The sequence below is a fragment of the Streptomyces sp. CAU 1734 genome (assembly GCF_039888735.1).
GTDB lineage: Bacteria > Actinomycetota > Actinomycetes > Streptomycetales > Streptomycetaceae > Streptomyces.
In genome coordinates this window covers 57,640-78,643 of sequence record NZ_JBDQQP010000015.1, presented here as the reverse complement: position 1 = coordinate 78,643, position 21,004 = coordinate 57,640, and the positions used below count along the sequence as shown (strand labels likewise).

The window sequence follows — 21,004 nt, the reverse complement described above, 5'->3', positions numbered from 1 at the left end:
GAGGATATGTGCATGTCAGTTACCCCCAGCACCGCGCTGCCCCGTGAGGTCGCCGACGCCTATGTCGACGCCCTCATCGAACTCGACCCGATCGCCGGAACCTATCTCGGAACAAAGGAGAGCTCCGCTTTTCTGCCCGACTACTCGCCCTCGGGCAGTGCGGCACGCGCCGAGCTCTCCCGGCGGACGCTCGCCCTGCTCGACGCGGCGGAGTCGCTGCCCGGCGCGGACAGCGACGCGGAGCGGCGGTGCGGCCGTCTGCTGAGGGAACGCCTGACGGCCGAGATCGCGGTCCACGAGGCCGACGAGGAGCTGCGGCTGGTGAGCAATCTCCACTCCCCCGTGCACAGTGTGCGGGAGATCTTCACCGTCACCCCGGCACGGACCGAGGAGGACTGGGCGGCCATCGCACAGCGGCTCCGCGCCGTGCCCGACGCGCTGGAGGGCTACCGGACCTCGCTGGAGCTGGGCCTGGAGCGGAAGCTCCTCGGCGGCCCCCGGGCCACCCGTACCTTTGTCGGCCAGCTCACCGAGTGGATCGGCACCGGCAGCGGCTGGTTCGGGGAGTTCGCGGCCGACGGCCCCGACGCCCTGCGCGCCGACCTGGACGCGGCGGCGGGCACCGCCACCGAAGCGCTGGTGGTGCTCCGTGACTGGATGCGGGATGTCTACGCCCCGGCCGTCGCCGACGCGCCGGACACCGTGGGCCGGGAGCGGTACGCCCGCTGGGCCCGCTATTTCAACGGCACCGATCTCGATCTGGACGAGGCGTACGCCTACGGCTGGTCCGAGTACCACCGGCTGCTCGCCGAGATGCGCGCCGAGGCGGAGAAGATCCTGCCGGGCGCGGGCCCCTGGGAGGCGCTGGCCCATCTGGACGAGCACGGACGTCACATCGAGGGCGTGGACGAGGTCCGCGAGTGGCTCCAGAAGCTGATGGACGAGGCGATCGAGGCGCTGGACGGCACGCACTTCGAACTCGCCGAGCGGGTGCGGCGGGTCGAGTCCCGGATCGCTCCCCCGGGCAGCGCCGCGGCGCCGTACTACACCAGCCCCTCGGAGGACTTCTCCCGTCCCGGGCAGACCTGGCTGCCGACCATGGGTGCCACGCGTTTCCCGGAGTACGACCTGGTGTCGACCTGGTATCACGAGGGTGTGCCCGGCCACCATCTCCAGCTGGCGCAGTGGGTCCATGTCGCCGATCAGCTCTCCCGGTACCAGGCCACGATCGGCGGGGTCAGTGCCAATCTGGAGGGCTGGGCGCTCTATGCCGAACGGCTCATGGACGAACTGGGTTTCCTGCCCGATCCCGAGCGCCGGCTCGGCTATCTGGACGCCCAGATGATGCGCGCCTGCCGGGTGATCATCGACATCGGCATGCATCTGGAGCTGGAGATCCCGGCCGACTCGCCCTTCCACCCGGGCGAGCGCTGGACCCCGGAGCTGGCGCAGGAGTTCTTCGGCAACCACAGCGGGCGTCCCGCGGACTTCGTGGAGAGCGAGCTGACCCGCTATCTGGCGATGCCCGCGCAGGCCATCGGCTACAAGCTCGGCGAGCGGGCCTGGCTGCTGGGCCGGGAGAACGCGCGCCGGGCGCACGGCGACGCGTTCGACGCCAAGGCGTGGCACATGGCGGCCCTCTCCCAGGGCTCGCTGGGACTGGACGACCTGGTGGACGAGCTCTCGAAGCTGTGACACCGCCGGGGTGACCGGACCGGATCAGTTCGGACCGGATCGCCGCCGGTACGGACATCTCCCGCGCCCGGGCTGCCGACTGTGCGGGACACCGCAGGAGCGCGGCGGGGCGCGGGCCGGACGGCCCGCGCCCCCTCCCGTACCCGCAATCCCCCGGCCCCCGGCACGGCGGACCCGCGCGGGATCCGCGGGAGCGGGGCCGGCGGTCAGCGGCGGAAGCCGCCCTCCGAGGAGATGACCTGGCCGGTGATCCACTGCGCCTCGTCCGTCGCCAGCCAGGCGATCAGCCGGGCGGGGTCGTCGGGCATCCCCCAGCGCCCGGCCGGGAAGCGTTCGGCGACCTCCTGATAGGCCGCGCCGTCCAGGTAATCCGTGTCCACGGGCCCCGGGTTGACGGTGTTCACCGTCACGGCCAGCTCGGCCAGCGTGGTCGACAGCGAACGGGTGACCGAGGCGAGCGCCCCCTTGGCGAGCGCGTAGGCCAGTTCGCCCGGCATTCCGCCGGCGATGTCCTGGCCCGAGGTCATCATCACGACCCGCCCGCCCGGGGTGCGCGGCGGCAGACCGGCCCGCAGCCGGGTGTACGCCCGCACCAGCAGGATCACCGAGCGGGTGTCGACGGCCCAGTGGGCGTCCAGCATCTCCGCGTCGATGTCGAGCAGGGTGCCGTCCCGGCCGCTCAGCGCGTGATTGGCGATCAGGATGTCGATCCGGCCGCCGAGCGCCTCGGCGGCGCGGGCGATGAGCTCGGCCGGGGCGTCCGCGCCGGAGAGATCACCGGGGCCGTGGAAGACCCGTGCCGCGGGATCCCCGAGGGCCGCGCGCACCCCATCGGCCACCGCCCCGGGGCCTCCGGGGTCCGCGCCCCAGGGCTGGGACTCGTCATGCGGAACATGGTGGTGCAGATAGACGCTCGCACCGTACGCGGCGAGCCGGCGGGCAGCCGCGTATCCGATGCCGCCCCGCCGGCCGGCCCCGGTGACCAGGGCGGTGCGGTCGCGCAGCGGAAGAGGATCGCGGCGCAGGGACTCGGGTGAAGGATTCGGGATCTTGGGCATGGATCCCGATCGTCGGGGATCCGGCGCCACCCTGTCACCCGATTAAGCCGCCGCGCCGCTCTCAGCCGGGCCGTCGCTCGGCCAAGCCGCCGCGCCGCTCAGCAGCCGCAGTCGTCCGTGCCAAGCGGCGCCGTCAGCGGGTCGGGGCCGGAGTGGACGATTCCGTCCGGGGTCCGCCGGGCGAATCCCTCCCGTACCCAGTACTCGTAGCCGCCGAGCATCTCCTTCACGCCGTAACCGAGCAGCGCGAGGGCCAGCGCCGCCCGGGTGGCGCCGTTGCAGCCGGGCCCCCAGCAGTGGGTGACCACCGGGATCGCCGGGTCGAGGAGCTCAGCCGCCCGTCCCGGGATCAGCGCGGTCGGCAGATGGAGAGCGCCGGGAATGTGCCCCTGCTCCCAGGCGTCGGCCGAACGGGTGTCGAGCAGGACGAAGCCGGGATCGCCGCCGTCCGCGAAGGCCGCGGCGACATCGGAGACATCCGTGTGGAAGGCGAGGGAGGCCGCGAAGTGGGCGGCGGCTTCGGCGGGCGGCGCCGGCGGGACACGGAGTACGGCGTTCAGGGGACGCGCTGTCGTCGCTGTCATGGTGGAAAATCTATGGCGGCCCGCCCGGAGCCTGAAGAGGGATTCCCCGGGGCTTTCCTTGATCAGCCGGGGAATCCCCGGTTTGCTGGCTCCATGACCGATTATTCACCGGACGCCACCGACTGGCGCATTCTCGACGCCCTCCAGAGCGACGGCCGGGCGAGTTTCACCGAGCTGGCCAGGACGGTCGCCATGTCGGCGAGTGCCGTGACCGAGCGGGTGCGACGGCTGGAGGAGGCGGGCGTGATCACCGGATACACGGCCGTCGTGGACGGGGAGAGGCTGGGGCTGTCCGTCCTGGCCTTTGTCCGGCTGCGCTATCCGAACGGCAATTACAAGCCGTTCCACGATCTGCTGGAGACGACGCCCGAGATCCTGGAGGCCCACCATGTGACCGGGGACGACTGCTTCGTACTGAAGGTCGCCACCCGGTCGATGCGCCATCTGGAGGAGGTCACCGGCCGGATCGGCGCGCTCGGCTCAGTGACCACCAGTGTCGTCTACTCCTCTCCCCTGCCCCGCCGCGCGGTCAGCCGCTGAGCGGGGCGCTGCGGATGAACACCTCCGAGCCGTGGCGCGCCTTGACCACCTCGAGCCGGGTGGGGATCCGGCGGCGCAGATCCGCGACATGGCTGACGATGCCGACGCTGCGGTCCCGCTCGCGCAGCGAGTCGAGCACGTCGAGCACCTCGTCCAGGGTCTGCTCGTCCAGGCTTCCGAAGCCCTCGTCGATGAAGAGGGTGTCCAGCCGTACGCCCCCGGCCTCCTCGGTGACCACATCGGCGAGGCCGAGCGCCAGGGCGAGCGAGGCGAAGAAGGTCTCGCCGCCGGAGAGCGTCGAGGTGTCGCGTTCGCTGCCGGTCCAGGAGTCGACCACATGCAGACCGAGCCCGGCCCGCTTGCCGCCGGCGCGGGCGTCCGAGTGGACCAGGGTGTAGCGGCCGGACGACATCCGCTGAAGCCGTACGGTGGCCGCCGCCGCGACCTGTTCGAGGCGGGCGGCGAGGACATACGACTCCAGGCGCATCCGGCGCTCGTTGTCGGCGGAGGTGCCGGCGGTGAGCGCGGCGAGCCGGGCGATCCTGGTGTACTCGGCGCGGCGCGGGCCCAGCTCACGGACCTCGGCGGCGGCGCGTTCGGAGAGCCGGGCGAGCGCGGTGCACCGGTCGCGGGCGGCGTCCCTCGCCGAGAGGGCCGCGCGCAGGGTGCGTTCGGCGGTGTCGTGGGCGGCGCGCGCCGAGGCGGTGTCGGCGGGCGGGAGCGCGGCGGCGGCGCGGGCGTCGTCCTCGGCGAGCAGTTCGGCGACTGTGGCGGACTCGGTCCGCCAGGCGTCGATCCGGCGCTGGAGGCCGCTCTGTTCCCCGTCGCCGAGGCGCGCGCCGGCGGCGGCTTCCGGGGTGTCGAAACCCGCCCTGAAGGCGGCGTCGGCGAGCCGGTCGTCGGCCTCCTTCAGCCGCTGTGCCGTGAGCTCCGCCGTTCGGACGGCCTCGGCGGCCTCCTCCAGGAGACGGAGTCTCAGCTCCAGTTCGGCGGCGCGTTCGGCGACGGTCGCCGTGCGCGTGCCCGGGCCGGCGGAGCCGTGGAGGGCGGCGAGTTCCGCCAGGAGTGAGCTCTGTTCGGCGTCGAGCGCCTCCTGGAGCGAGGTGCGCGCGGCGGCGCGCTGCTCGACCTGGTGCCGGGCGTCGGTCCGCTCGCCGTGTTCCCGCTCCGCCCGGTCGAGCGCCTCACGGGCGGCATGGGCGCCCGAGGCCAGCAGACGGGCCTCGCGGTGCTCGCGCTCCAGGCGTTCGAGGGCCTCGGTGAGCTCGGTGACGGAGGGGTCGGCGGGGTCATCGGCACCGTCGCCGCCGCCGCCCGCACCGCCGGAACCGGAACTGCCGGAACCGGACGAACCGGAGCCGGAGGAACCGGAGCCGGTGTCGCGGGCCTCGGCCCGCGCGGTCGCCAGGGCCTCCTCAGCCACCGCCAGTTCGCTCTCGGCCGCCGCCCGCGCCGTGTCCAGCGCCGTGTACTCCTGGTACGCCGACTCCTCCTCGGCCGGGGTCACCCGCCCCCCGGTGACGGGCGCCGGAGCCGGGTGCTCGGCGGAGCCGCAGACCGCGCAGGGTGTGCCGGGCGTGAGGGAGGCGGCGAGTTCGGCCGCCATGCCGAGCAGCCGGCGTTCCTTGAGATCGAGCCAGGACTCCCGGGCGGCGAGCGACCGGCCGGCCGCCTCCACCAGCCGTTCCCTCGTCCCGGCCCGGCGGGCGAGGAGCCCGTCGCGCTCCCGGGCGGCGCGCAGCCGCCGGCGGGCCGGCTCCACACGGCCGGCGAGCTGTTCGGCGAGGGTGGCCGCGTCCCGGGTCTCCGTGACGCGTTCCCGGTGCTCGCGGCGGAGGTCGTCCCACCCGGCGAGCCAGCCCGCCGCGTCCCGGAGGATGTCGTCGTCCGCGCGGGCCTGCCGGTCCAGTTCGGCCCGTTCGCGGGTGATCTCCGCACCGCGCCGCTCGGCCCGGCGGGCGGCGTCCAGACCACCGAGATCCTGCCGGGCGCGGCGGGCCAGCTCGGTCAGCTGCTCCGCGCCGGCGTCCAGCAGATCGCGCGGCAGCCCGGCCCTGACGCGCTCATGACCGGCGGTCGCGGTGCGGTGCTCCTCGGCGGCCTCGTCCCTCAGCCGGAGCGCGGGCGAGACCCGGTCGGCCTTGCGGGCCCGCTCCAGCCGGGCCACCAGCTCCTCGGTCCCGGCCCGGCGCGGCTCCGTCTCGTCGTACCGGCGGCGGGCGTCCGCGTACCGCGACTGGAGCCGTTCGCGCTCCCGTACGCCGTCGAGCGCGGTCCGCGCGGCGAACTGGCGGCTCTCCGCCGCCGAGAGCGCCGACTCGGCGATGTCCCGGAGCTCCCGCGCGCGGGAGCGGGCCACGGCAGCCCACTCCAGTACGCCGGAGGCGAGTCCGGGCTCACCCGGGGCATGCCGGGGCGGCGGCAGATCGGCCCCGGCCGGGCCCGCCGCCTCGTCCATCCGGTGCAGGCCGGCGAGGAGCTGTTCGTCCCCGGCCCGTACGCGCCCCTCCGCCTTGCGCCGCCACTCGGCGAGGCACTCCTCGACCGCCGCGAAACTCCGGGTGTCGAAGAGCCGGCCGAGGAGCTTGCCGCGGGCTTCGGCGTCGGCGCGCAGAAAGCGGGCGAAGTCGCCCTGGGGCAACAGGACCACCTGGCAGAACTGGTCCCGGCTCATGCCGATGAGCTGGGCGATCTCCTCGCCGATCTCCTGGTGGGACTTGCTCAGCGCCCGCCAGCCGCCGGCCGCCGGGTCGTATTCGCGGAGCCAGGAGTTGGCGCGTTCGTTGATGAAGCCGGTTCCCCGCTTCTTGGGGCGCGGCTGGGCGGGCTGCCGCCGGATCTCCAGCCGCCGTCCGGCCACGGTCAGTTCGAGCAGCACCTCGGTGACGGTGCCGGGCTCGGCGTGATCGCTGCGCAGCGAGGCGCCGGGGCTCTGCCGGGCGCCGGGGACCGCCCCGTAGAGGGCGAAGCAGACGGCGTCGAGCACGGAGGTCTTGCCGGCGCCGGTCGGTCCGTGGAGCAGGAAGATGCCGTCGGCGGCCAGGGTGTCGAAGTCGATCTCCTGGGCGGCGCCGAAGGGCCCGAAGGCGGTGACGGCCAGCCGGTGCAGCCTCATGCGGTCACCCCGCGCTTGCCCGCCGGGGCCGTACCCGCGCCGGCCGGGTCGCGCGGGCCGGCGCTCTCCCGGGCCGCCTCGCCCACCCGCACCGCCTCGAAGGCGTCCCGCAGGACGGCCCGTTCGCCCTCGTCGGGGCCGTTGCCGCCGCGCACATGGGCGATGAAGTCCTCGGCGATCTGCTGGTCGCCGCGGTCCCTCAGCCGCTCGGCGTAGGAGAGCTGCTGCTCCGGTCCGGTGCGCTCGGGGTCGAAGACCAGGCTGAGCGTGTGCGGGAACCGGGCCGCGAGCCGGGGCATCGCCTCGGTGGGCCGGGCCGGGTCCGTGAGGGTGGCCTCGACGAACGAATCCTCGTGACGGTCGAGCGCCGGATCGTCGAGGAGTTCGGCGAGCCGGCCGCGCAGCCGGGCGAGCGGGCGCGGCACGGGGCAGTCGACCCGCTCCGCGGTGATCTCGCCGCCGGGTCCGAGCTCGATCAGCCACATCGTCTTGCGCCGGCCGGCCTCGGAGAAGGAGTAGGCGAGCGGCGAGCCGGAGTAGCGCACCCGCTCGGTGATGGTCTGGCTGCCGTGCAGATGGCCGAGGGCGGTGTAGTCGACGCCGTGGAAGACGTCCGAGGGCACGGAGGCGACTCCGCCGACCGTGATGTCGCGCTCGCTGTCGCTCTCCCGTCCCCCGGCGACGAAGGCATGGGCGAGCACGACGGAGCGGGTCCCGGCGGGCCTGGTCGCGAGATCGGCCCGCACCCGGTTCATGGCCGCGCGGATGACCGCCTCGTGGTTCGCCCTCTCGGTCCCGAACTCGTCCTTCACCAGCGACGGTTCGAGATAGGGCAGGCCGTAGAAGGCGACCTCGCCGTGCTCGTCGGAGAGGAGTACGGGGGTGGCGCAGCCAGCGGGGTCGGTACGGAGGTGGACCCCGGCGCGCTCTATCAGCCCGGCGGCGACACCGAGGCGGCGCGCCGAGTCGTGGTTGCCGGAGATCATCACTGTGGGTATGCCCTCGGCGGCGAGCCGGTGCAGCGCGCGGTCGAAGAGCATCACCGCGCCGAGCGGCGGGACGGCCCGGTCGTAGACGTCCCCGGCCACGAGCACGGCGTCCACGCTCCGGGTGCGCGCGGTCTCCACGAGGTGATCGAGGAAGGCGGCCTGCGCTTCGAGCAGACTCACCCGGTGGAGAGAGCGGCCGAGATGCCAGTCCGAAGTGTGCAGAAATTTCACGAAACGGCTCCGACCTGCATGTTTCCCGTTCTCCGCCCCTGGGGTGCGGCGCCCGTCCCGCACGGGCCCCGTCATCAGCAGTGACCACGCTAGCGCCGATGGGGCGCGCACTCCCCACGGACCTCGTATTTCCCCGGCGCGGACCGGACGCGGACCGGACGCGGACCGGCGCGAACAGGATGCGGGCAGGATGCGGGCAGGGCGCGGGCGGAACGCGGACCGGGTGCCGCCGGACTCTCCCCGTACCGCACACCGCCCGGCGGAGGGTCGTCCGATCGGACGATGCCGGGGTCGTCCGACGGGCTCGGTGACGGCGGCCGGTGCGCGGACGGCCGGGAGCCGGCGGGAGCGGAGGATGGAGGGGAACGGTTCCCGACCGGAACACCCGTACCACCGTCCCCGCTGGAGGCAGCCTTGCACACCGCCCATGACCGGCCGGCGGAGAACACCGGCCCCGGTGAGCGCGCCGGCGGGCGCGTCTGCGCGTTGGTACGGCGGCCGGGGCCGGCGGTGGTCTCCGCCCTTCTCGCGGCGATACTCCTCGGCTGCGCCCCGGGCGGCGGCGACGGCCGGGAGCCGTCCTCCGGTTCACCGGCGGCGGAGTCCGGCGGCGGGTCACCGGCGTCCCCCGCCGCCCCCGCGGACCGCGCCCCGGGCCGGGCCACCCCGGCGGGCACGCTGCTGGTGGCGGATTTCGGCGGCGACACGGTCACCTTCCTCCACCCCGAGCGCGGTCCCTTCGCCTCCGTCCGGGTCGGCACGGCCCCGTACGGGCTCGCGGTCGGCGCCGACGGCCGGGCCTGGGTCGCCACGGCGGAGGGGGTGGCGGTGGTCGACACCGAGACCCGGCGGCGGCTGGACCGCATTCCGTACCGCACCGGCACGGGGCCCGTGACGGACGGGGAGTACCGGGGCGGCGGGATGGGAATCGCGCTGGCGCCCGACGGGAAGCGGCTCTATGTCGGGGTGAACGTTCCCGGCGGGCCGGGGGCGCTGGAGGTGATCGACACCGCGTCGCGCGAGGTGACCGACACCGTACCGACCGGTCTGCGGCCCTTCGACGTGGATGTCTCCCGGGACGGCCGCGAGGTGTACGCCACCAACCACGACTCCTTCGATGTGACCGCCGTGCGGACGGACACTCTCGCCGCGCGGACGATGGAGGTCGCCCCCTACGGCACGGAGGGCGGGCTGGGCTCCTGGCTGAAGCCGCACTACACGGCCGTACGGGCGGACGGGCGGCTGCTGCTGCCCTTCCAGGGGGAGCGGCTGGCCGTGCTCGATCCGCGGACCGGGCGGGTGACGGTCGAGCGGATGACGGCCCGCACCCATCAGCACGGTGCCGCTCTCGCTCCGGACGGCACCCTGCTGGTCGTCGGCACCGGGCCGGTCGGGTCGGCGCGGGAGGGGGCGTCCCTGACCGTCCGCCGCGGGGACGGCTCGGAGCGGATCATTCCGCTCGAGGGTCCTCATGAGGATGTGGCGGTCTCGCCGGACGGGCGGACGGCGTATGTGAGCGGCGGCTTCACCCGTGACGGGTACTGGAACGGCGTCACCGCGGCCGATCTGGAGAGCGGGGCCACCCGCCGGCTGCCGGGCGGGGAACGGCCGCTGGGCATCGCCGTGCTCCCCGGCCGCTGAGCCGGCCGCGGGGGCCGGCCGCCGGAACGGGCCGTGGGGAAGGCGGGCCCGGCCGCGGCGGAACCGCGGGCCGGGCCGGGCGGAAGAAAGCGGGCCGGGCGACAGGGAGGCCGGGGTCAGGCGTCGCCGTACGCCTCGCCGCCGAGCTCGAAGCCGGCCGTCCCCGCCGTGGCGTCGGCCAGCCAGCGGCGGAAGGCGTCGACCTCCGCGTCCGGCAGCCCGATCCCGATCGTGACCGCCTCCGCGTACCGCACCTCGCGCACCGCGCGGCCGGTCGCGCGCAGATCGTTCTCCAGCCTGCCCGCCCGCTGGTGGTCGACCGTGACGGTGGCGAGCCGGAAGCGGCGCCGGGTGAGGGTGCCGATCTCGTCCAGGGCCTCGCCGACGACTCCCCCGTACGCCCGGATCAGTCCGCCGGCTCCGAGTTTCACCCCGCCGTAGTAGCGGGTGACGACGGCCGCGGCGTAGCGGATCTCGCGGCGCATCAGCATCTGGAGCATGGGCACACCGGCCGTGCCGCCCGGTTCGCCGTCGTCGCTCGCCTTCTGCACGGAGGCGTCGGCTCCGACCACATAGGCGAAGCAGTTGTGGGTGGCGGTCGGATGCTCCCTGCGGATGCGGTCGACGAAGCGCTGGGCCTCGGCCTCGGTCGCGGCGGGGGCGAGCGCGCAGATGAACCGCGATCGGCCGATCTCGGTCTCGTGCACACCCTCACGGGCGACGGTGCGGTACTGGTCCTGCATCCCACCAGCGTATGCGGCGGCCGGAAGGGAATGCTCCGCGCGGGTCGCCCGTTGTCCGTTGCATGGACGCCAGGGCAGTGAACGCGGAGACAGTGAACGCCGGACCGGCGGCGGCGGATGACTACGGGGACGCGGAGACCATCCGGAGAATTCTGACCTCGACCGGTGACACCTGGGCGGTGGTGGGCCTCTCGGAGAATCAGGCGCGGGCCGCGTACGGCGTGGCCCGGGTGCTCCAGCGGTTCGGCAAGCGGATCGTGCCGGTGCACCCCAGGGCCGGGACGGTCCACGGCGAGCGGGGGTACGCCACGCTGGCCGACATCCCCTTCCCGGTGGATGTGGTGGATGTCTTCGTCAATGCCGATCTCGCCGGGCGGGTGGCGGACGAGGCGGTGGCGATCGGGGCGAAGGCGGTCTGGTTCCAGCTCGGGGTGATCGACGAGAAGGCTTGGGAGCGGACCCGGGCCGCCGGGCTCGACATGGTGATGGACCGCTGCCCCGCCATCGAGATACCCGCCCTGGGCTGACGCGGCGGGGTGTCCTACACCCCGAGGCCGTCCAGGATCACGGCACCCGGCAGGGCGGCGAGGGCCTTGCCGGGCACGATCAGCTTTCCGCGCCGCAGCCCGCTCCCGATGAGCACCCACGGGAGGTCGACGACGGCCGAGTCGACCAGCAGCGGCCAGGAGCCGGGCAGTCCGATGGGGGTGATCCCGCCGTACTCCATCCCGGTCTCGCCGGTGGCGGTCTCCATCGGGGCGAAGGACGCCTTGCGGGCGCCGAGTTGCCGGCGGACCACGCCATTGACGTCCACCCGGGTGCGGGAGGGCACCACACAGGCGGCGAGGGTGGACTCACCACCGCGCTTGCCGGCCACCACCACGCAGTTGACCGACCGCTCCAGCAGATCGGCCCCGTGGTGTGCCACGAAGGCGGCGGTGTCGGCGATCCCGGGGTCGGTGTCGACATGGAGCGGCGGGTCGGCGGAGAGGCCGTCGTGCCAGCCGCGAATCGCCTCGGCGACGGACGGGGGCAGCAGATCGAGACGGTCCACCGCCGGGAGGGCGTTGTCGAAGGATCCGATGGGAGCGCGCATGCCGGACACGCTAACAGCGGTCGCGCACCGGGCGGATGAGCGTCCCGGAGGCGGTACGGGGAGAGCGGGGGCGGGTCATCGCGCGGGAGGCACGGAGACCGCCATCATCAGCTCCACCGTCTCGGCGCCGTCGTTGCGGTAGGCATGCGGGACATGCGCCTCGAAGGTGGCGGAGCTGCCCGCGGGCACCGGGTGGGGCACATCGTCCACGATCAGGGTCAGCTCGCCCGCGGTGACATGGATCAGCTCGACCGTGCCCTCGGGGTGGGCGTCGGAGCGGCTGCCGCCGCCGGGGGTGAGCCGCCAGCTCCACAGTTCCAGCGGGCCGCGCTGCTCGGTGCCGATCAGCAGCCGGGCGACGCTGCCGTCGGGGGTGGACCACATGCGGACGGTCTGTTCGGGGGGTATGAGGCGCACCGTGGCGCCCTGTTCGTGGTCGAGCAGGGTGGTGATGCTGACTCCGAGGGCGTCGGCGAGCTTGACCGTCGTGCCGACGCTCGGGTTGGTCCGCGCCTGCTCAATCTGAATGATCATGCCTCGGCTGACCCCCGAGCGGGCCGCGAGAGCATCGAGCGTGAACCCCCGCTCGGACCGCCAGCGCTTGACGTTCCGGGCGAGCGACTGGGTCAGCTGATCAAGGTCCACGGGCCCGTCCGTCCATTTTATTGAATGACAGAGTAGAATATTTTGAACTACGGTGTGGTGCACCGACGGTCCACTGCACTGTACTGCGAGGTCCTTTCATGACTGTACTGTTCGCCCTGGCCACGGCCCTGCTCTGGGGTCTGGCCGACTTCGGCGGCGGACTGCTGACCCGGCGGCTGCCCGCCCTCACCGTGGTGGTGGCCTCGCAGATTCTCGCCGTGGTCGTCCTCGGCGTGATCGTCGTCTCGACTCAGGCATGGCAGGAAGCCGGCTCGCAGCTCTGGTACGCGGTCGGCGCGGGCGTCGTCGGACCGGTGGCGATGCTCTGCTTCTACAAGGCGCTGGCGCTCGGGCCGATGGGTGTGGTCTCACCGCTCGGATCGGTGGGTGTCGCGGTGCCGGTCGGGGTCGGGCTGGTTCTCGGCGAGCGGCCCGGAGTGCTCCAGGTCGCCGGAATCGCCGTCGCCGTGGCCGGCATCGTGCTCGCGGGCGGCCCGGAGCTGCGCGGTGCGCCCGTGCAGCGGCAGGCGATCATGCTGACACTGACCGCGGCCTTCGGCTTCGGCGCGGTGATGGCGCTGATCGCCGAGGCGTCCACCACCCTCACCGGTCTCTTCCTCGCCCTCTTCGTCCAGCGGATCACCAATGTCACGGTCGGCGGGGCGGCGCTGTACGTCTCGGTCCGGCGCGGCGGGCGGGCGCTGCCGGAGAAGGGCGGGATGCGGGTGGTCCTCGCGGCCCTTCCCGCTCTCGCGTTCGTGGGCATGGCGGATGTCGCGGCCAACGGCACCTACTCGATCGCGGCCCAGAACGGCCCCGTCACGGTCGCCGCCGTACTGGCCAATCTCTATCCGGTGGTGACCGCGCTGGCCGCGCTGCTGCTGCTCAGGGAGCGGCTGAAGGTGGTCCAGGCCACCGGCGCGAGCCTGGCCCTGGTCGGGGCGGTGATGCTCGCGGCCCGCTGACCGGCGATCCGGCCGGGGCCGGGGCCGCGGTCCCGGTCCGTTCCCGGCCCGCCCCGGTCAGCCGCGTTCGTCCAGCTCGGCCAGGGCGGCGAGCTGCTCGGGGGTGATGCCGTCCGGCAGGGGTACGGGCGCGGGGGTGCGGATCGGGGGCTGCCAGCCGCGCACCGGGTCCCAGCTGCGCACCACCCGGGCCGGGGCGCCCGCCACCACCGAGTGGTCGGGGACCTCTCCCCGGACCACCGCACCGGCGGCGACGACCACATTGCGGCCGAGCCGGGCGCCGGGGAGCACCACGGCGCCGGTGCCGAGCCAGCAGCCGGGCCCGATCGTCACCGGGTCGGTGCGCGGCCACTGCTTGCCGACCGGCTGCCCGGGGTCGTCATAGCTGTGGTTGGTCGAGGTGATGTAGACATACGGGCCGCAGTAGGTGTTGGAGCCGATGACCACCCGGGTGTCGGCGATGACATGGCTGCCGCGCCCCAGCACCACACCGTCGCCGAGGGTGAGTATCGGGTCCGGGCCGAGATCGAGGCCGGGCATCATGCCCGCGGTGAGGGTGACCTGCTCGCCGATGATGCAGTGGTCGCCGAGCTCTATCCACGGCTCCCCGAAGACCGTGCCCTGGGGGAAGGCCAGCCGGGTGCCGGGCCCCAGCCGCCGGAAGCGGAGCCGTCCGGGATGCTCGGACGTGACCGCGCCGGCCCGCTGCACCCAGCGCCAGCCGCGGTGGACCGCCCGGTGGAGCGTCCTCCGCCACCAGACGGCGGGGGACGAGAACGTGTTGCTGTCTTCCGGCACCCGTTCACGGTAGTCGGCGCCGCCCGCGCGGTTCACGGCCGCCCGCTGTGATGTTCACCCCATGCCGGGCCCGGCACCCCGCGCCGCCCGGCCCGCACCCCCGGCCGCCGTGCGCCGCGTGTCCCGTGCCGCCCGTTCCCGTATCACCCGCCCCCGCGCCGCTCACCCCGTGCACCCGCGCCCCGAACCGCTCGCCTCCGCGCGCCCGCCTCCCGAATCGCTGACCCCCGCATCCGTACGCCCGCCACCGAACCGCTGCCCCCCGCATCCGCACGCCCGCCTCCGAACCGCTGCCCCCGCATCCGCGCGTCCCGCCACCCGATCCCCCATCACCCCACCGGACCGCCACATCGGCGGGCACCCCTCACATCTCCCACCCGACTCCCCCACCCCATGGCCGCACCTTCAGGCATCCAACCGAGCCAAGATGGCTTGAAACCGACGTTCACAGGAGCCGTTGCGCAACCTCATCCGCCCCATTCGTCACGGAGATCACGGTGGATACCTCACGAACCGGGTCCCTCAGAGGCTCCGGGCGCGTCTCGCCGGGGGATCCATGCGCTTCCGGGCGGATTCTCGAAGGATCCTGAGGAATTGGCCGCTTATCACGATCACCGGCACCAGGCAGTGACTTCGGGACTAAGTCCACCGTTCCGTGGACTGTGGGCTCGGAGCGGGGTTCACGGCTGCGGTGCGTGATTAGCATGAGCCACACATGTTTGTGGAAGATCACCGTCAACTTCCAGCGTCCGCTCATGTGTCGACCGGCAGCGATCCGCCGGCCCGGCTGCTCCACCTGGATTTTCCCCTGATTGCCCATGTATTTTTCCTGATTTCCCGCCGGATTCCCCCCGGACTCAAGCAGCGAGGGACCGATGTCTGTGCCAGTCGCCCCCAAACCGCGCAGGATACGAACCCCGCGGCCACTGCCGCTCGCCATTCCGCTGGTCGCGGTCGTGGCGGGCGGGGCGGCCGGTGGTGCGGTGATCGCCACGGCCCCGGAGGCGGCCCGCTCCTGGGTGGCGGTCACCGTCGCGGTCGCCTGGGCCTGGGTGACGCTCACCGTCGTGGCCGCCGTGCTCAACTCCCGGCGGCTGCACACAGCCGCGGCGGGTGCGCACAGTGAACTGCGCGCGCTCCAGGCACACTCGGCCCAGAGCGGCGCGGAATGCGCGCATCTGGTGAACATCACCCTCCCCCAGGTCGTGAAGCGGCTCCGGGACGGCGAGGGCGCCGACACCGTCCTCACCGGCACCCAGCCGCCGTCCGACCCCCAGCTGCGGCGGGTGGTCCAGTTCTTCGCCGCCGAGGTCGCGGCGAGCGAGCACCGCGCCGAGACCTCCGGCGCCGACAGCGTCGCCGCCGTGCGCCGACTGGCCCAGGCCGCCGACGACCTGGACCGGCTCACCACGGTGACCCTGCCCGCCGCCATCACCCGGCTGCGCGAAGGGGCTTCGGCCGACACCGCTCTCGCCGAGCTGGAACATCCGTCCGACCCGCGCCTGCGGGTGATCCTCGACTCGATCGTCCGCGAGGTCGCCTTCAGTGAGCGGCGCGCGGCGGCGGCCCAGGGCGCCGGCGCCAAGGTGCTGAGCCGGGTTCAGGCCAAGGCCGTGAGCATGCTGGCCGATCTCCGGGACATGCAGGATCGTCACGGCGAAGAGGTGTTCGGGGATCTCCTCAAGCTCGACCACAACACCTCGCAGCTCGGTCTGCTGACCGACCGGCTGGCGCTGCTGATGGGCGGCCGGGCGAGCCGGGCGTGGAACAAGCCCATCGTCATGGAGAGCATCCTGCGCGGCGCGGTCGGCCGGATCGCCGCCTACCAGCGGGTGCGGCTGCACTCCTCCAGCACGGCGGCCGTCACCGGTTACGCGGCCGAGGGCGTGATGCATCTGCTGGCCGAACTGATGGACAACGCGGCGAACTTCTCGCCGCCCATCGACGAGGTGCATGTCTATGTCGAGGAGCGCACCGCCGGGCTGGTGGTGACCATCGAGGACAGCGGTCTGAAGATGTCGGACGCCGCGATGCGGCGCGCCGAGGAAGCGGTCTCCGGCCGGGGCCACGACCTCGCCAAGCTCCAGAGCACCCGGCTCGGACTGGTGGTGGTGGGCCTGCTCGCCGCCAAGTACCACATGAGTGTCAGCTTCCGGCCGTCCTCGCGGGGCGGTACGGGGGTCGTGGTGCTCTTCCCGCCGCAGCTGATCCACCAGTCGCGGGGCACCGCGCCCGAGTCGCTCAACCGTCCGATGGGCGGCAGCCGGGCGGTCCGGGGCTCCGTACCCGCGCAGAACACGGCACCCGCGCTGGACTCCTACGCCCTGCCGGATCCTTTCGCCACCCCCGGCCCGGCCGCCGCGGCACAGAACGGCGCGTCGCCCAACGGCGCCGCCCGGCCGGCGATGGCGACGGAGAACGGACTGCCCGTACGGCCGCCGGGCCGCACCATGGCCGCCGCCGACCGGGGCCGCACGGAGCCGCAGCAGCAGCCCCCCGCCGCGCCTCCCGGGCCGGTACGGAACGCCGGAACGCAGTTCGGTGCCTTCCACCGCGGCCGCCGGGCCGGGGAGGAACGATCCACCGGATCCACGGAGCAGTGACACACCGGAACTGACCCCGGGCAGCGGGGCGGCCGGGAGCCGCCCCGCCCCGCACAGGCCGTGCGCCGCGCACCGCGGCACACGGCACCACACACGCAAACGGGAGACAGGAGGCACGGGCCGGTGCCCGGTTCGTCCGGCAGCACCAGCCCACGCGGAATCATGCAGCCCATTCAAACAACGGACAACAGCTTGACCTGGCTACTGGAAGGACTCCTCGACCGCACCCCGGGCACCCGGCACGCGCTGGTGCTCTCCCGCGACGGTCTGAAGCTCTGCTGGACCCCGCATCTGACGCTCGACCAGGCCGACCAGCTCGCCGCCATCTGCTCGGGCATCCAGGCACTGGCCCAGGGCGCCTCGGTCGAGTTCGGCAACGGCAGCGGCGGAGTACGGCACTCCATGACGGAGTTCCACGGCGGACTGCTCTTCATCGTCGAGGCCGGCTCCGGCGCCCATCTGGCGGTGGTGGCCGAGGACGGCGCCGATCCGGGCGCCGTGGGACACCAGATGACCGAGCTGGTCGAGCAGATCGGTGAGCATCTGCGGGCGGAACCCCGGGCCATGGCACCGGAGACGCGGCTGTCATGATCCGCCGCCCCGTCGACATGGGTGATCCCGACCGGCTCTACATCGTGACCGGGGGCCGCAGCCGTGTCGACGACGAATCGTTCGACCTGGTGACCCTGGTCGTCAGCGAGTGTGCACCGTCGCCGGGCATGCAGTCGGAGCAGGTCCGGATACTCGAACTGTGCAGGCATCCCATAGCGGTGGTGGAAATCTCGGCGGAGCTGAAACTGCCCATCACGGTGGTGCGGATTCTGCTCGGCGATCTCCTGGCGACGGGGCGCATCACCGCCCGCCATCCCCGGGCGGCGCGCTCGCTCGTCGGCCTGCCCGATTCCGCCCTCTTGGAGGAGGTGCTCGTTGGACTCCGCAATCTCTGAACTGCCCGCCCGCACCCCGCTGGTGGACTCCGCCGAGACCGGACTGAAGATCGTCATTGTGGGCGGCTTCGGCGTCGGCAAGACCACACTGGTGCGCTCGGTGAGCGAGATCCGTCCGCTCAACACCGAGGAGGTGATGACCCAGGCGGGCATCGGCGTCGACGAACCGGCCGGCCCCAGCACCAAGACCACCACCACGGTGGCCTTCGACTTCGGCCGGATCAGCCTCAACAGCCAGATGGTCCTCTATCTCTTCGGCGCCCCGGGGCAGGAGCGCTTCTGGTTCCTCTGGGACCGGCTCTTCTCCGGCACCCTCGGCGCCGTCGTGCTGGTCGACACCCGGCGGATGAGCGATTCCTGGTACGCCATCGACCGGCTGGAGCACCACCGCACTCCGTTCGTGGTGGCGGTCAACCGCTTCGACAGCGACCCGGCCGCCTTCGCGCTGGAGGAGATACGCCAGGCACTCGCCCTGCCGCCGCATGTCCCGCTGATCGAATGCGACGCCCGGATCCGTTCCTCCGGCAAGCATGTCCTGATCAGCCTTGTCGACCACCTCCACGCACTGGCCGTGGCCCGGGAGATGACCACATGACCGACCCCACCGGATCCGACACCCGCGGCCGGACCGGGCCGCCACCGGGGTGCCCGGCCCACGCCGGGGCCATCCCGCTCAGCGGTCTGGAGTACCAGCAGACCCCGTCGGAGCTGTACCGGAACATGCGCCGCGACCACGGCGCGGTGGCACCGATCCTGCTGGACGGCGGCATTCCGGCCTGGCTGGTCCTCGGATACGCCGAGGTCTCCTATGTGACCGGGCACGACGAGCTCTTCGCCCGGGACTCCCGGCGCTGGAACCAGTGGGAGAACATCCCGCAGGACTGGCCGCTGCTGCCCTATGTCGGCTACCAGCCGTCCGTGCTCTTCACCGAGGGCCCCGAGCACCAGCGCCGCGCCGGGGTGATCACCCAGGCGCTGGAGGGGGTCGATCAGTTCGAGCTGGCGCAGTGGAGCCGGGCGATCGCACACGGGCTGATCGACGCCTTCGCGGGCAGCGGGCGGGCCGAGCTGATGTCGGCGTACGCCCATGCCCTGCCGATGCGGGCCGCCGTCCAGATGTGCGGTATGCCGCTCGGCAACGAGGACACCGAGGAGCTGGTGAGCGATCTGCGCATCACGCTCGACGCCGGCGAGGGCGACGACCCGGTGGCCGCGTACATCCGGGTGGGTGAGCGCATTCACCGGCTGGTGAAGGAGAAGCGGTCCGCGCCGGGGCCGGATGTCACCTCGCGGATGCTGCTCCATCCGGCCGGGCTCACGGACGAGGAGATCGTCCAGGACCTGATCTCGGTGATCGCCGCCGCCCAGCAGCCGACCGCCAACTGGATCTGCAACACGCTGCGGCTGCTGCTCACCGACGACCGTTTCGCGCTCAATGTCTCGGGCGGCCGGCTCAGTGTCGGGCAGGCGCTGAACGAGGTGCTCTGGCTGGACACCCCCACCCAGAACTTCATCGGCCGGTGGGCGGTGCGCGACACCCAGCTCGGCGGCCGGCAGATCCGGGCCGGGGACTGTCTGGTGCTGGGGCTGGCCGCCGCCAACACCGATCCGCAGATCTGGCCCGAGGGCCACATCGGGGCGGAGAACTCGGCGCATCTCTCCTTCAGCAACGGCGAGCACCGCTGCCCCTATCCGGCACCGCTGCTGGCCGATGTCATCGCCCGTACCGCGGTCGAGACGCTGCTGGAGCGGCTGCCGGACGTGGTGCTGGCGGTGGAGCCGGAGGAGCTGACCTGGCGGCCGTCGATCTGGATGCGCGGGCTGACCTCGCTGCCCGCGCGCTTCACCCCGGCCGTCCGCTGACGGCGGCCGGGCGGCGGTGCCCGCACGCACCATGACCCCGGTCACCCGGACGCGCGCCCCCGTGAGCGCGCGTCCGGGCGGGGCCGGGCCGCGCGCTCACCGGCGGGCGCGGCCCGCCCGGTCCGCGGCGGGGCTCACGCGGGGGTGAACCGCACCGGCAGGGAAGCCGGGCCCCGGGTGAAGACGCCCTGCTCGGACGGTACGAAACCATCGGCGAGCCGCATGTCCGGCATGGCGTCGAGGAGCTGGTTGACCCCGGTCTCCACCTCGGCACGGGCGAGCAGCGCGCCGACGCAGAAGTGCCGCCCGAGGGCGAAGGCGAGATGGTCGGCGGCGGCGGAGAAGGCGTTGGCCGAGGTCAGGTCGTCACGGAAGATGTTGAAGGTGTCGGGCTCGTGGAACCGCTCGGCGTCCCGGTTGGCCGCCCCTATCAGGCAGGTGACGGTGGCGCCGGCGGGGATGGTGCCGCCGCTGAGGGTCACATCGGCCGCCGTCTGGCGCATGATCATGTGGACCGGCGGGGTGTAGCGCAGCGTCTCGGCGAAGGCCCGGTCGATCAGGCTGCGGTCCTCCCGGACGGCCGCGAGCTGTTCCGGGTGGGTGAGCAGATTGGCGAAGATGCCGGCGATCGCCTTGTCGGTGGTCTCGCCGCCGGCCGCGAGGAGCAGGCTGCAGAATGCCTTGATGTCCTCGTCGCTCATCCGCACGCCGTCGACCTCGGCCGCGCAGAGCACGGAGAGCAGATCGTCGCCCGGGTTCGCCCGGCGCTCCCGGATGATCGGGAACATGTACTCGGCGAACTCCACCCGGGTCCGGTCGCCGGCCGCCGCGATCTCCGGGTCCCCGGCGAGGTTGCCGAGGAAGGCGATGACGGTGGTGTACCAGCCGTGGAAGCGCTCGTGGTCGGCCTTGTCGAGCCCGAGCATGTCGGCGATCACATTGACCGGGAAGCGGGTCGCGAAGGCGTCCACCAGATCGGCCTCGCCCGCGGAGCGGATGGGGTCGATCAGCTCGCGGGCGTTGCGCTCGATGACCGGAAGGATCCGGTCCCGCAGCTCGCTGCCCCGGAAGGCGGGGGCGACCAGAGCCCGGCGGACCGAGTGTTCTCGGCCACTGAGCTGAAGGATGGTCTTGCCGTGTACGGGTTCGACCTGCCAGTCGTAGTTGTCCGTCGTGAAGACGGAGTCCTTGTCCTTGAAGGCGCGCTCGACGTCCTCAAAGCGCGAAATGAGCCAGCTGTTGGTGGCCTCGTGCCAGATCAGGGGGGCACTTTCCCGCATCGCTCGATAGGCCGGATACGGGTTCTCCGCGAACTCCGGCGACAGAATGTCCGGGACGTGCTGTGTGGTGGCCATGCTCGCTCCCTCTGCGGTGACTGAAGACTGACCCAACGTAGTGATCATTCCCCTGCGGAGACAGACTGCTCTTGGCCGATTTTGATTTATTCGCAACGGAGCGTGCCCAGGAGGTTCACGTAGTGACAGATCCCCG

At 72.9% G+C, this 21,004-nt stretch carries 19 protein-coding genes; 10 read left to right on the top strand and 9 right to left on the bottom strand.

Features of this window, described 5'->3' with window-relative positions; translation table 11 throughout:
* The first annotated feature begins 12 nt into the window (after window positions 1–12).
* The gene (locus tag AAFN69_RS26875; RefSeq protein WP_347731385.1) at window positions 13–1,695 is read left to right on the top strand and encodes a DUF885 domain-containing protein; all 1,683 of its coding nucleotides are present in this window, start codon (window positions 13–15) and stop codon (window positions 1,693–1,695) included.
* Between the two features lie 206 nt (window positions 1,696–1,901).
* On the opposite strand, the gene AAFN69_RS26870 is transcribed toward AAFN69_RS26875, so the two are convergent.
* Both AAFN69_RS26870 and AAFN69_RS26865 read right to left on the bottom strand, forming a co-directional pair.
* Window positions 1,902–2,753: an SDR family oxidoreductase gene (locus tag AAFN69_RS26870; RefSeq protein WP_347731384.1), complete on the bottom strand. Its 852-nt coding sequence runs from the start codon at window positions 2,751–2,753 to the stop codon at window positions 1,902–1,904.
* Window positions 2,754–2,851: 98 nt separating this feature from the next.
* Window positions 2,852–3,337: a rhodanese-like domain-containing protein gene (locus tag AAFN69_RS26865; RefSeq protein WP_347731383.1), complete on the bottom strand. Its 486-nt coding sequence runs from the start codon at window positions 3,335–3,337 to the stop codon at window positions 2,852–2,854.
* A 93-nt stretch (window positions 3,338–3,430) separates the two neighbouring features.
* Here AAFN69_RS26865 and AAFN69_RS26860 point away from each other — a divergent pair, with 93 nt between their 5' ends.
* Window positions 3,431–3,877: an Lrp/AsnC family transcriptional regulator gene (locus tag AAFN69_RS26860; RefSeq protein WP_347731382.1), complete on the top strand. Its 447-nt coding sequence runs from the start codon at window positions 3,431–3,433 to the stop codon at window positions 3,875–3,877.
* On the opposite strand, the gene AAFN69_RS26855 is transcribed toward AAFN69_RS26860, so the two are convergent.
* Both AAFN69_RS26855 and AAFN69_RS26850 read right to left on the bottom strand, forming a co-directional pair.
* Window positions 3,867–6,992, bottom strand: a complete 3,126-nt coding sequence (locus tag AAFN69_RS26855) for an SMC family ATPase (RefSeq protein WP_347731381.1) — start codon at window positions 6,990–6,992, stop codon at window positions 3,867–3,869. The genes AAFN69_RS26860 and AAFN69_RS26855 overlap by 11 nt on opposite strands.
* Window positions 6,989–8,212 carry an exonuclease SbcCD subunit D gene (locus AAFN69_RS26850; protein ID WP_347731380.1) on the bottom strand — a complete coding sequence of 408 codons (1,224 nt, stop codon included), beginning with the start codon at window positions 8,210–8,212 and terminating at the stop codon, window positions 6,989–6,991. The genes AAFN69_RS26855 and AAFN69_RS26850 overlap by 4 nt, the downstream gene beginning before the upstream one ends.
* A 534-nt stretch (window positions 8,213–8,746) precedes the next feature.
* Here AAFN69_RS26850 and AAFN69_RS26845 point away from each other — a divergent pair.
* Window positions 8,747–9,853, top strand: a complete 1,107-nt coding sequence (locus AAFN69_RS26845; protein ID WP_347731499.1) for a hypothetical protein — start codon at window positions 8,747–8,749, stop codon at window positions 9,851–9,853.
* Window positions 9,854–9,969: 116 nt separating this feature from the next.
* Here the strand turns inward: AAFN69_RS26845 and AAFN69_RS26840 are convergent, their stop codons facing one another.
* Window positions 9,970–10,596 carry a YigZ family protein gene (locus AAFN69_RS26840; protein ID WP_347731379.1) on the bottom strand — a complete coding sequence of 209 codons (627 nt, stop codon included), beginning with the start codon at window positions 10,594–10,596 and terminating at the stop codon, window positions 9,970–9,972.
* Window positions 10,597–10,673: 77 nt separating this feature from the next.
* On the opposite strand from AAFN69_RS26840, the gene AAFN69_RS26835 reads away from it, so the two are divergent.
* On the top strand, window positions 10,674–11,123 hold the full coding sequence (locus AAFN69_RS26835; protein WP_347731378.1) for a CoA-binding protein: 450 nt from the start codon (window positions 10,674–10,676) through the stop codon (window positions 11,121–11,123).
* Between the two features lie 14 nt (window positions 11,124–11,137).
* On the opposite strand, the gene AAFN69_RS26830 is transcribed toward AAFN69_RS26835, so the two are convergent.
* Together AAFN69_RS26830 and AAFN69_RS26825 are read right to left on the bottom strand one after the other, a co-directional pair.
* The gene (locus AAFN69_RS26830; protein ID WP_347731377.1) at window positions 11,138–11,692 is read right to left on the bottom strand and encodes a YbaK/EbsC family protein; all 555 of its coding nucleotides are present in this window, start codon (window positions 11,690–11,692) and stop codon (window positions 11,138–11,140) included.
* Window positions 11,693–11,767: 75 nt separating this feature from the next.
* Window positions 11,768–12,337, bottom strand: coding sequence for an XRE family transcriptional regulator (locus tag AAFN69_RS26825; protein WP_347731376.1), 570 nt, complete (start codon window positions 12,335–12,337; stop codon window positions 11,768–11,770).
* A gap of 98 nt (window positions 12,338–12,435) precedes the next feature.
* Here AAFN69_RS26825 and AAFN69_RS26820 point away from each other — a divergent pair, with 98 nt between their 5' ends.
* A complete protein-coding gene (locus tag AAFN69_RS26820) occupies window positions 12,436–13,302 on the top strand; it encodes a DMT family transporter (protein ID WP_347731375.1) in 867 nt (288 codons plus the stop codon).
* 57 nt (window positions 13,303–13,359) lie between these two features.
* On the opposite strand, the gene AAFN69_RS26815 is transcribed toward AAFN69_RS26820, so the two are convergent.
* The gene (locus tag AAFN69_RS26815; RefSeq protein WP_347731374.1) at window positions 13,360–14,100 is read right to left on the bottom strand and encodes an acyltransferase; all 741 of its coding nucleotides are present in this window, start codon (window positions 14,098–14,100) and stop codon (window positions 13,360–13,362) included.
* Between the two features lie 875 nt (window positions 14,101–14,975).
* Here AAFN69_RS26815 and AAFN69_RS26810 point away from each other — a divergent pair.
* From AAFN69_RS26810 to AAFN69_RS26790, 5 genes are all read left to right on the top strand, one after another.
* A complete protein-coding gene (locus AAFN69_RS26810; RefSeq protein ID WP_347731373.1) occupies window positions 14,976–16,703 on the top strand; it encodes an ATP-binding protein in 1,728 nt (575 codons plus the stop codon).
* Window positions 16,704–16,874: 171 nt separating this feature from the next.
* Entirely contained in the window at window positions 16,875–17,294 is a 420-nt protein-coding gene (locus AAFN69_RS26805; protein ID WP_347731498.1) for a roadblock/LC7 domain-containing protein, read from the top strand.
* The gene (locus tag AAFN69_RS26800; protein WP_347731372.1) at window positions 17,291–17,650 is read left to right on the top strand and encodes a DUF742 domain-containing protein; all 360 of its coding nucleotides are present in this window, start codon (window positions 17,291–17,293) and stop codon (window positions 17,648–17,650) included. The genes AAFN69_RS26805 and AAFN69_RS26800 overlap by 4 nt, the downstream gene beginning before the upstream one ends.
* Window positions 17,631–18,245, top strand: a complete 615-nt coding sequence (locus AAFN69_RS26795) for an ATP/GTP-binding protein (protein ID WP_347731371.1) — start codon at window positions 17,631–17,633, stop codon at window positions 18,243–18,245. Before AAFN69_RS26800 ends, AAFN69_RS26795 begins: the two co-directional genes overlap by 20 nt.
* On the top strand, window positions 18,242–19,513 hold the full coding sequence (locus AAFN69_RS26790; RefSeq protein WP_347731370.1) for a cytochrome P450: 1,272 nt from the start codon (window positions 18,242–18,244) through the stop codon (window positions 19,511–19,513). The genes AAFN69_RS26795 and AAFN69_RS26790 overlap by 4 nt, the downstream gene beginning before the upstream one ends.
* A 134-nt stretch (window positions 19,514–19,647) precedes the next feature.
* Here AAFN69_RS26790 and AAFN69_RS26785 read toward each other — a convergent pair whose 3' ends face one another.
* Complete coding sequence (locus AAFN69_RS26785; RefSeq protein ID WP_347731368.1) at window positions 19,648–20,868, bottom strand: cytochrome P450; 1,221 nt, start codon at window positions 20,866–20,868, stop codon at window positions 19,648–19,650.
* Window positions 20,869–21,004 lie beyond the last annotated feature (136 nt).

What these genes read in the sequence shown, in the direction of transcription:
- AAFN69_RS26810 (WP_347731373.1), top strand. Translation starts at nt 14,976, where the DNA reads ATGTCTGTGCCAGTCGCCCCCAAACCGCGCAGGATACGAACCCCGCGG.
- AAFN69_RS26865 (WP_347731383.1), bottom strand. Translation starts at nt 3,337, where the DNA reads ATGACAGCGACGACAGCGCGTCCCCTGAACGCCGTACTCCGTGTCCCG.
- AAFN69_RS26830 (WP_347731377.1), bottom strand. Translation starts at nt 11,692, where the DNA reads ATGCGCGCTCCCATCGGATCCTTCGACAACGCCCTCCCGGCGGTGGAC.
- AAFN69_RS26840 (WP_347731379.1), bottom strand. Translation starts at nt 10,596, where the DNA reads ATGCAGGACCAGTACCGCACCGTCGCCCGTGAGGGTGTGCACGAGACC.
- AAFN69_RS26800 (WP_347731372.1), top strand. Translation starts at nt 17,291, where the DNA reads ATGATCCGCCGCCCCGTCGACATGGGTGATCCCGACCGGCTCTACATC.
- AAFN69_RS26875 (WP_347731385.1), top strand. Translation starts at nt 13, where the DNA reads ATGTCAGTTACCCCCAGCACCGCGCTGCCCCGTGAGGTCGCCGACGCC.
- AAFN69_RS26820 (WP_347731375.1), top strand. Translation starts at nt 12,436, where the DNA reads ATGACTGTACTGTTCGCCCTGGCCACGGCCCTGCTCTGGGGTCTGGCC.
- AAFN69_RS26855 (WP_347731381.1), bottom strand. Translation starts at nt 6,992, where the DNA reads ATGAGGCTGCACCGGCTGGCCGTCACCGCCTTCGGGCCCTTCGGCGCC.
- AAFN69_RS26870 (WP_347731384.1), bottom strand. Translation starts at nt 2,753, where the DNA reads ATGCCCAAGATCCCGAATCCTTCACCCGAGTCCCTGCGCCGCGATCCT.
- AAFN69_RS26860 (WP_347731382.1), top strand. Translation starts at nt 3,431, where the DNA reads ATGACCGATTATTCACCGGACGCCACCGACTGGCGCATTCTCGACGCC.
- AAFN69_RS26790 (WP_347731370.1), top strand. Translation starts at nt 18,242, where the DNA reads ATGACCGACCCCACCGGATCCGACACCCGCGGCCGGACCGGGCCGCCA.
- AAFN69_RS26785 (WP_347731368.1), bottom strand. Translation starts at nt 20,868, where the DNA reads ATGGCCACCACACAGCACGTCCCGGACATTCTGTCGCCGGAGTTCGCG.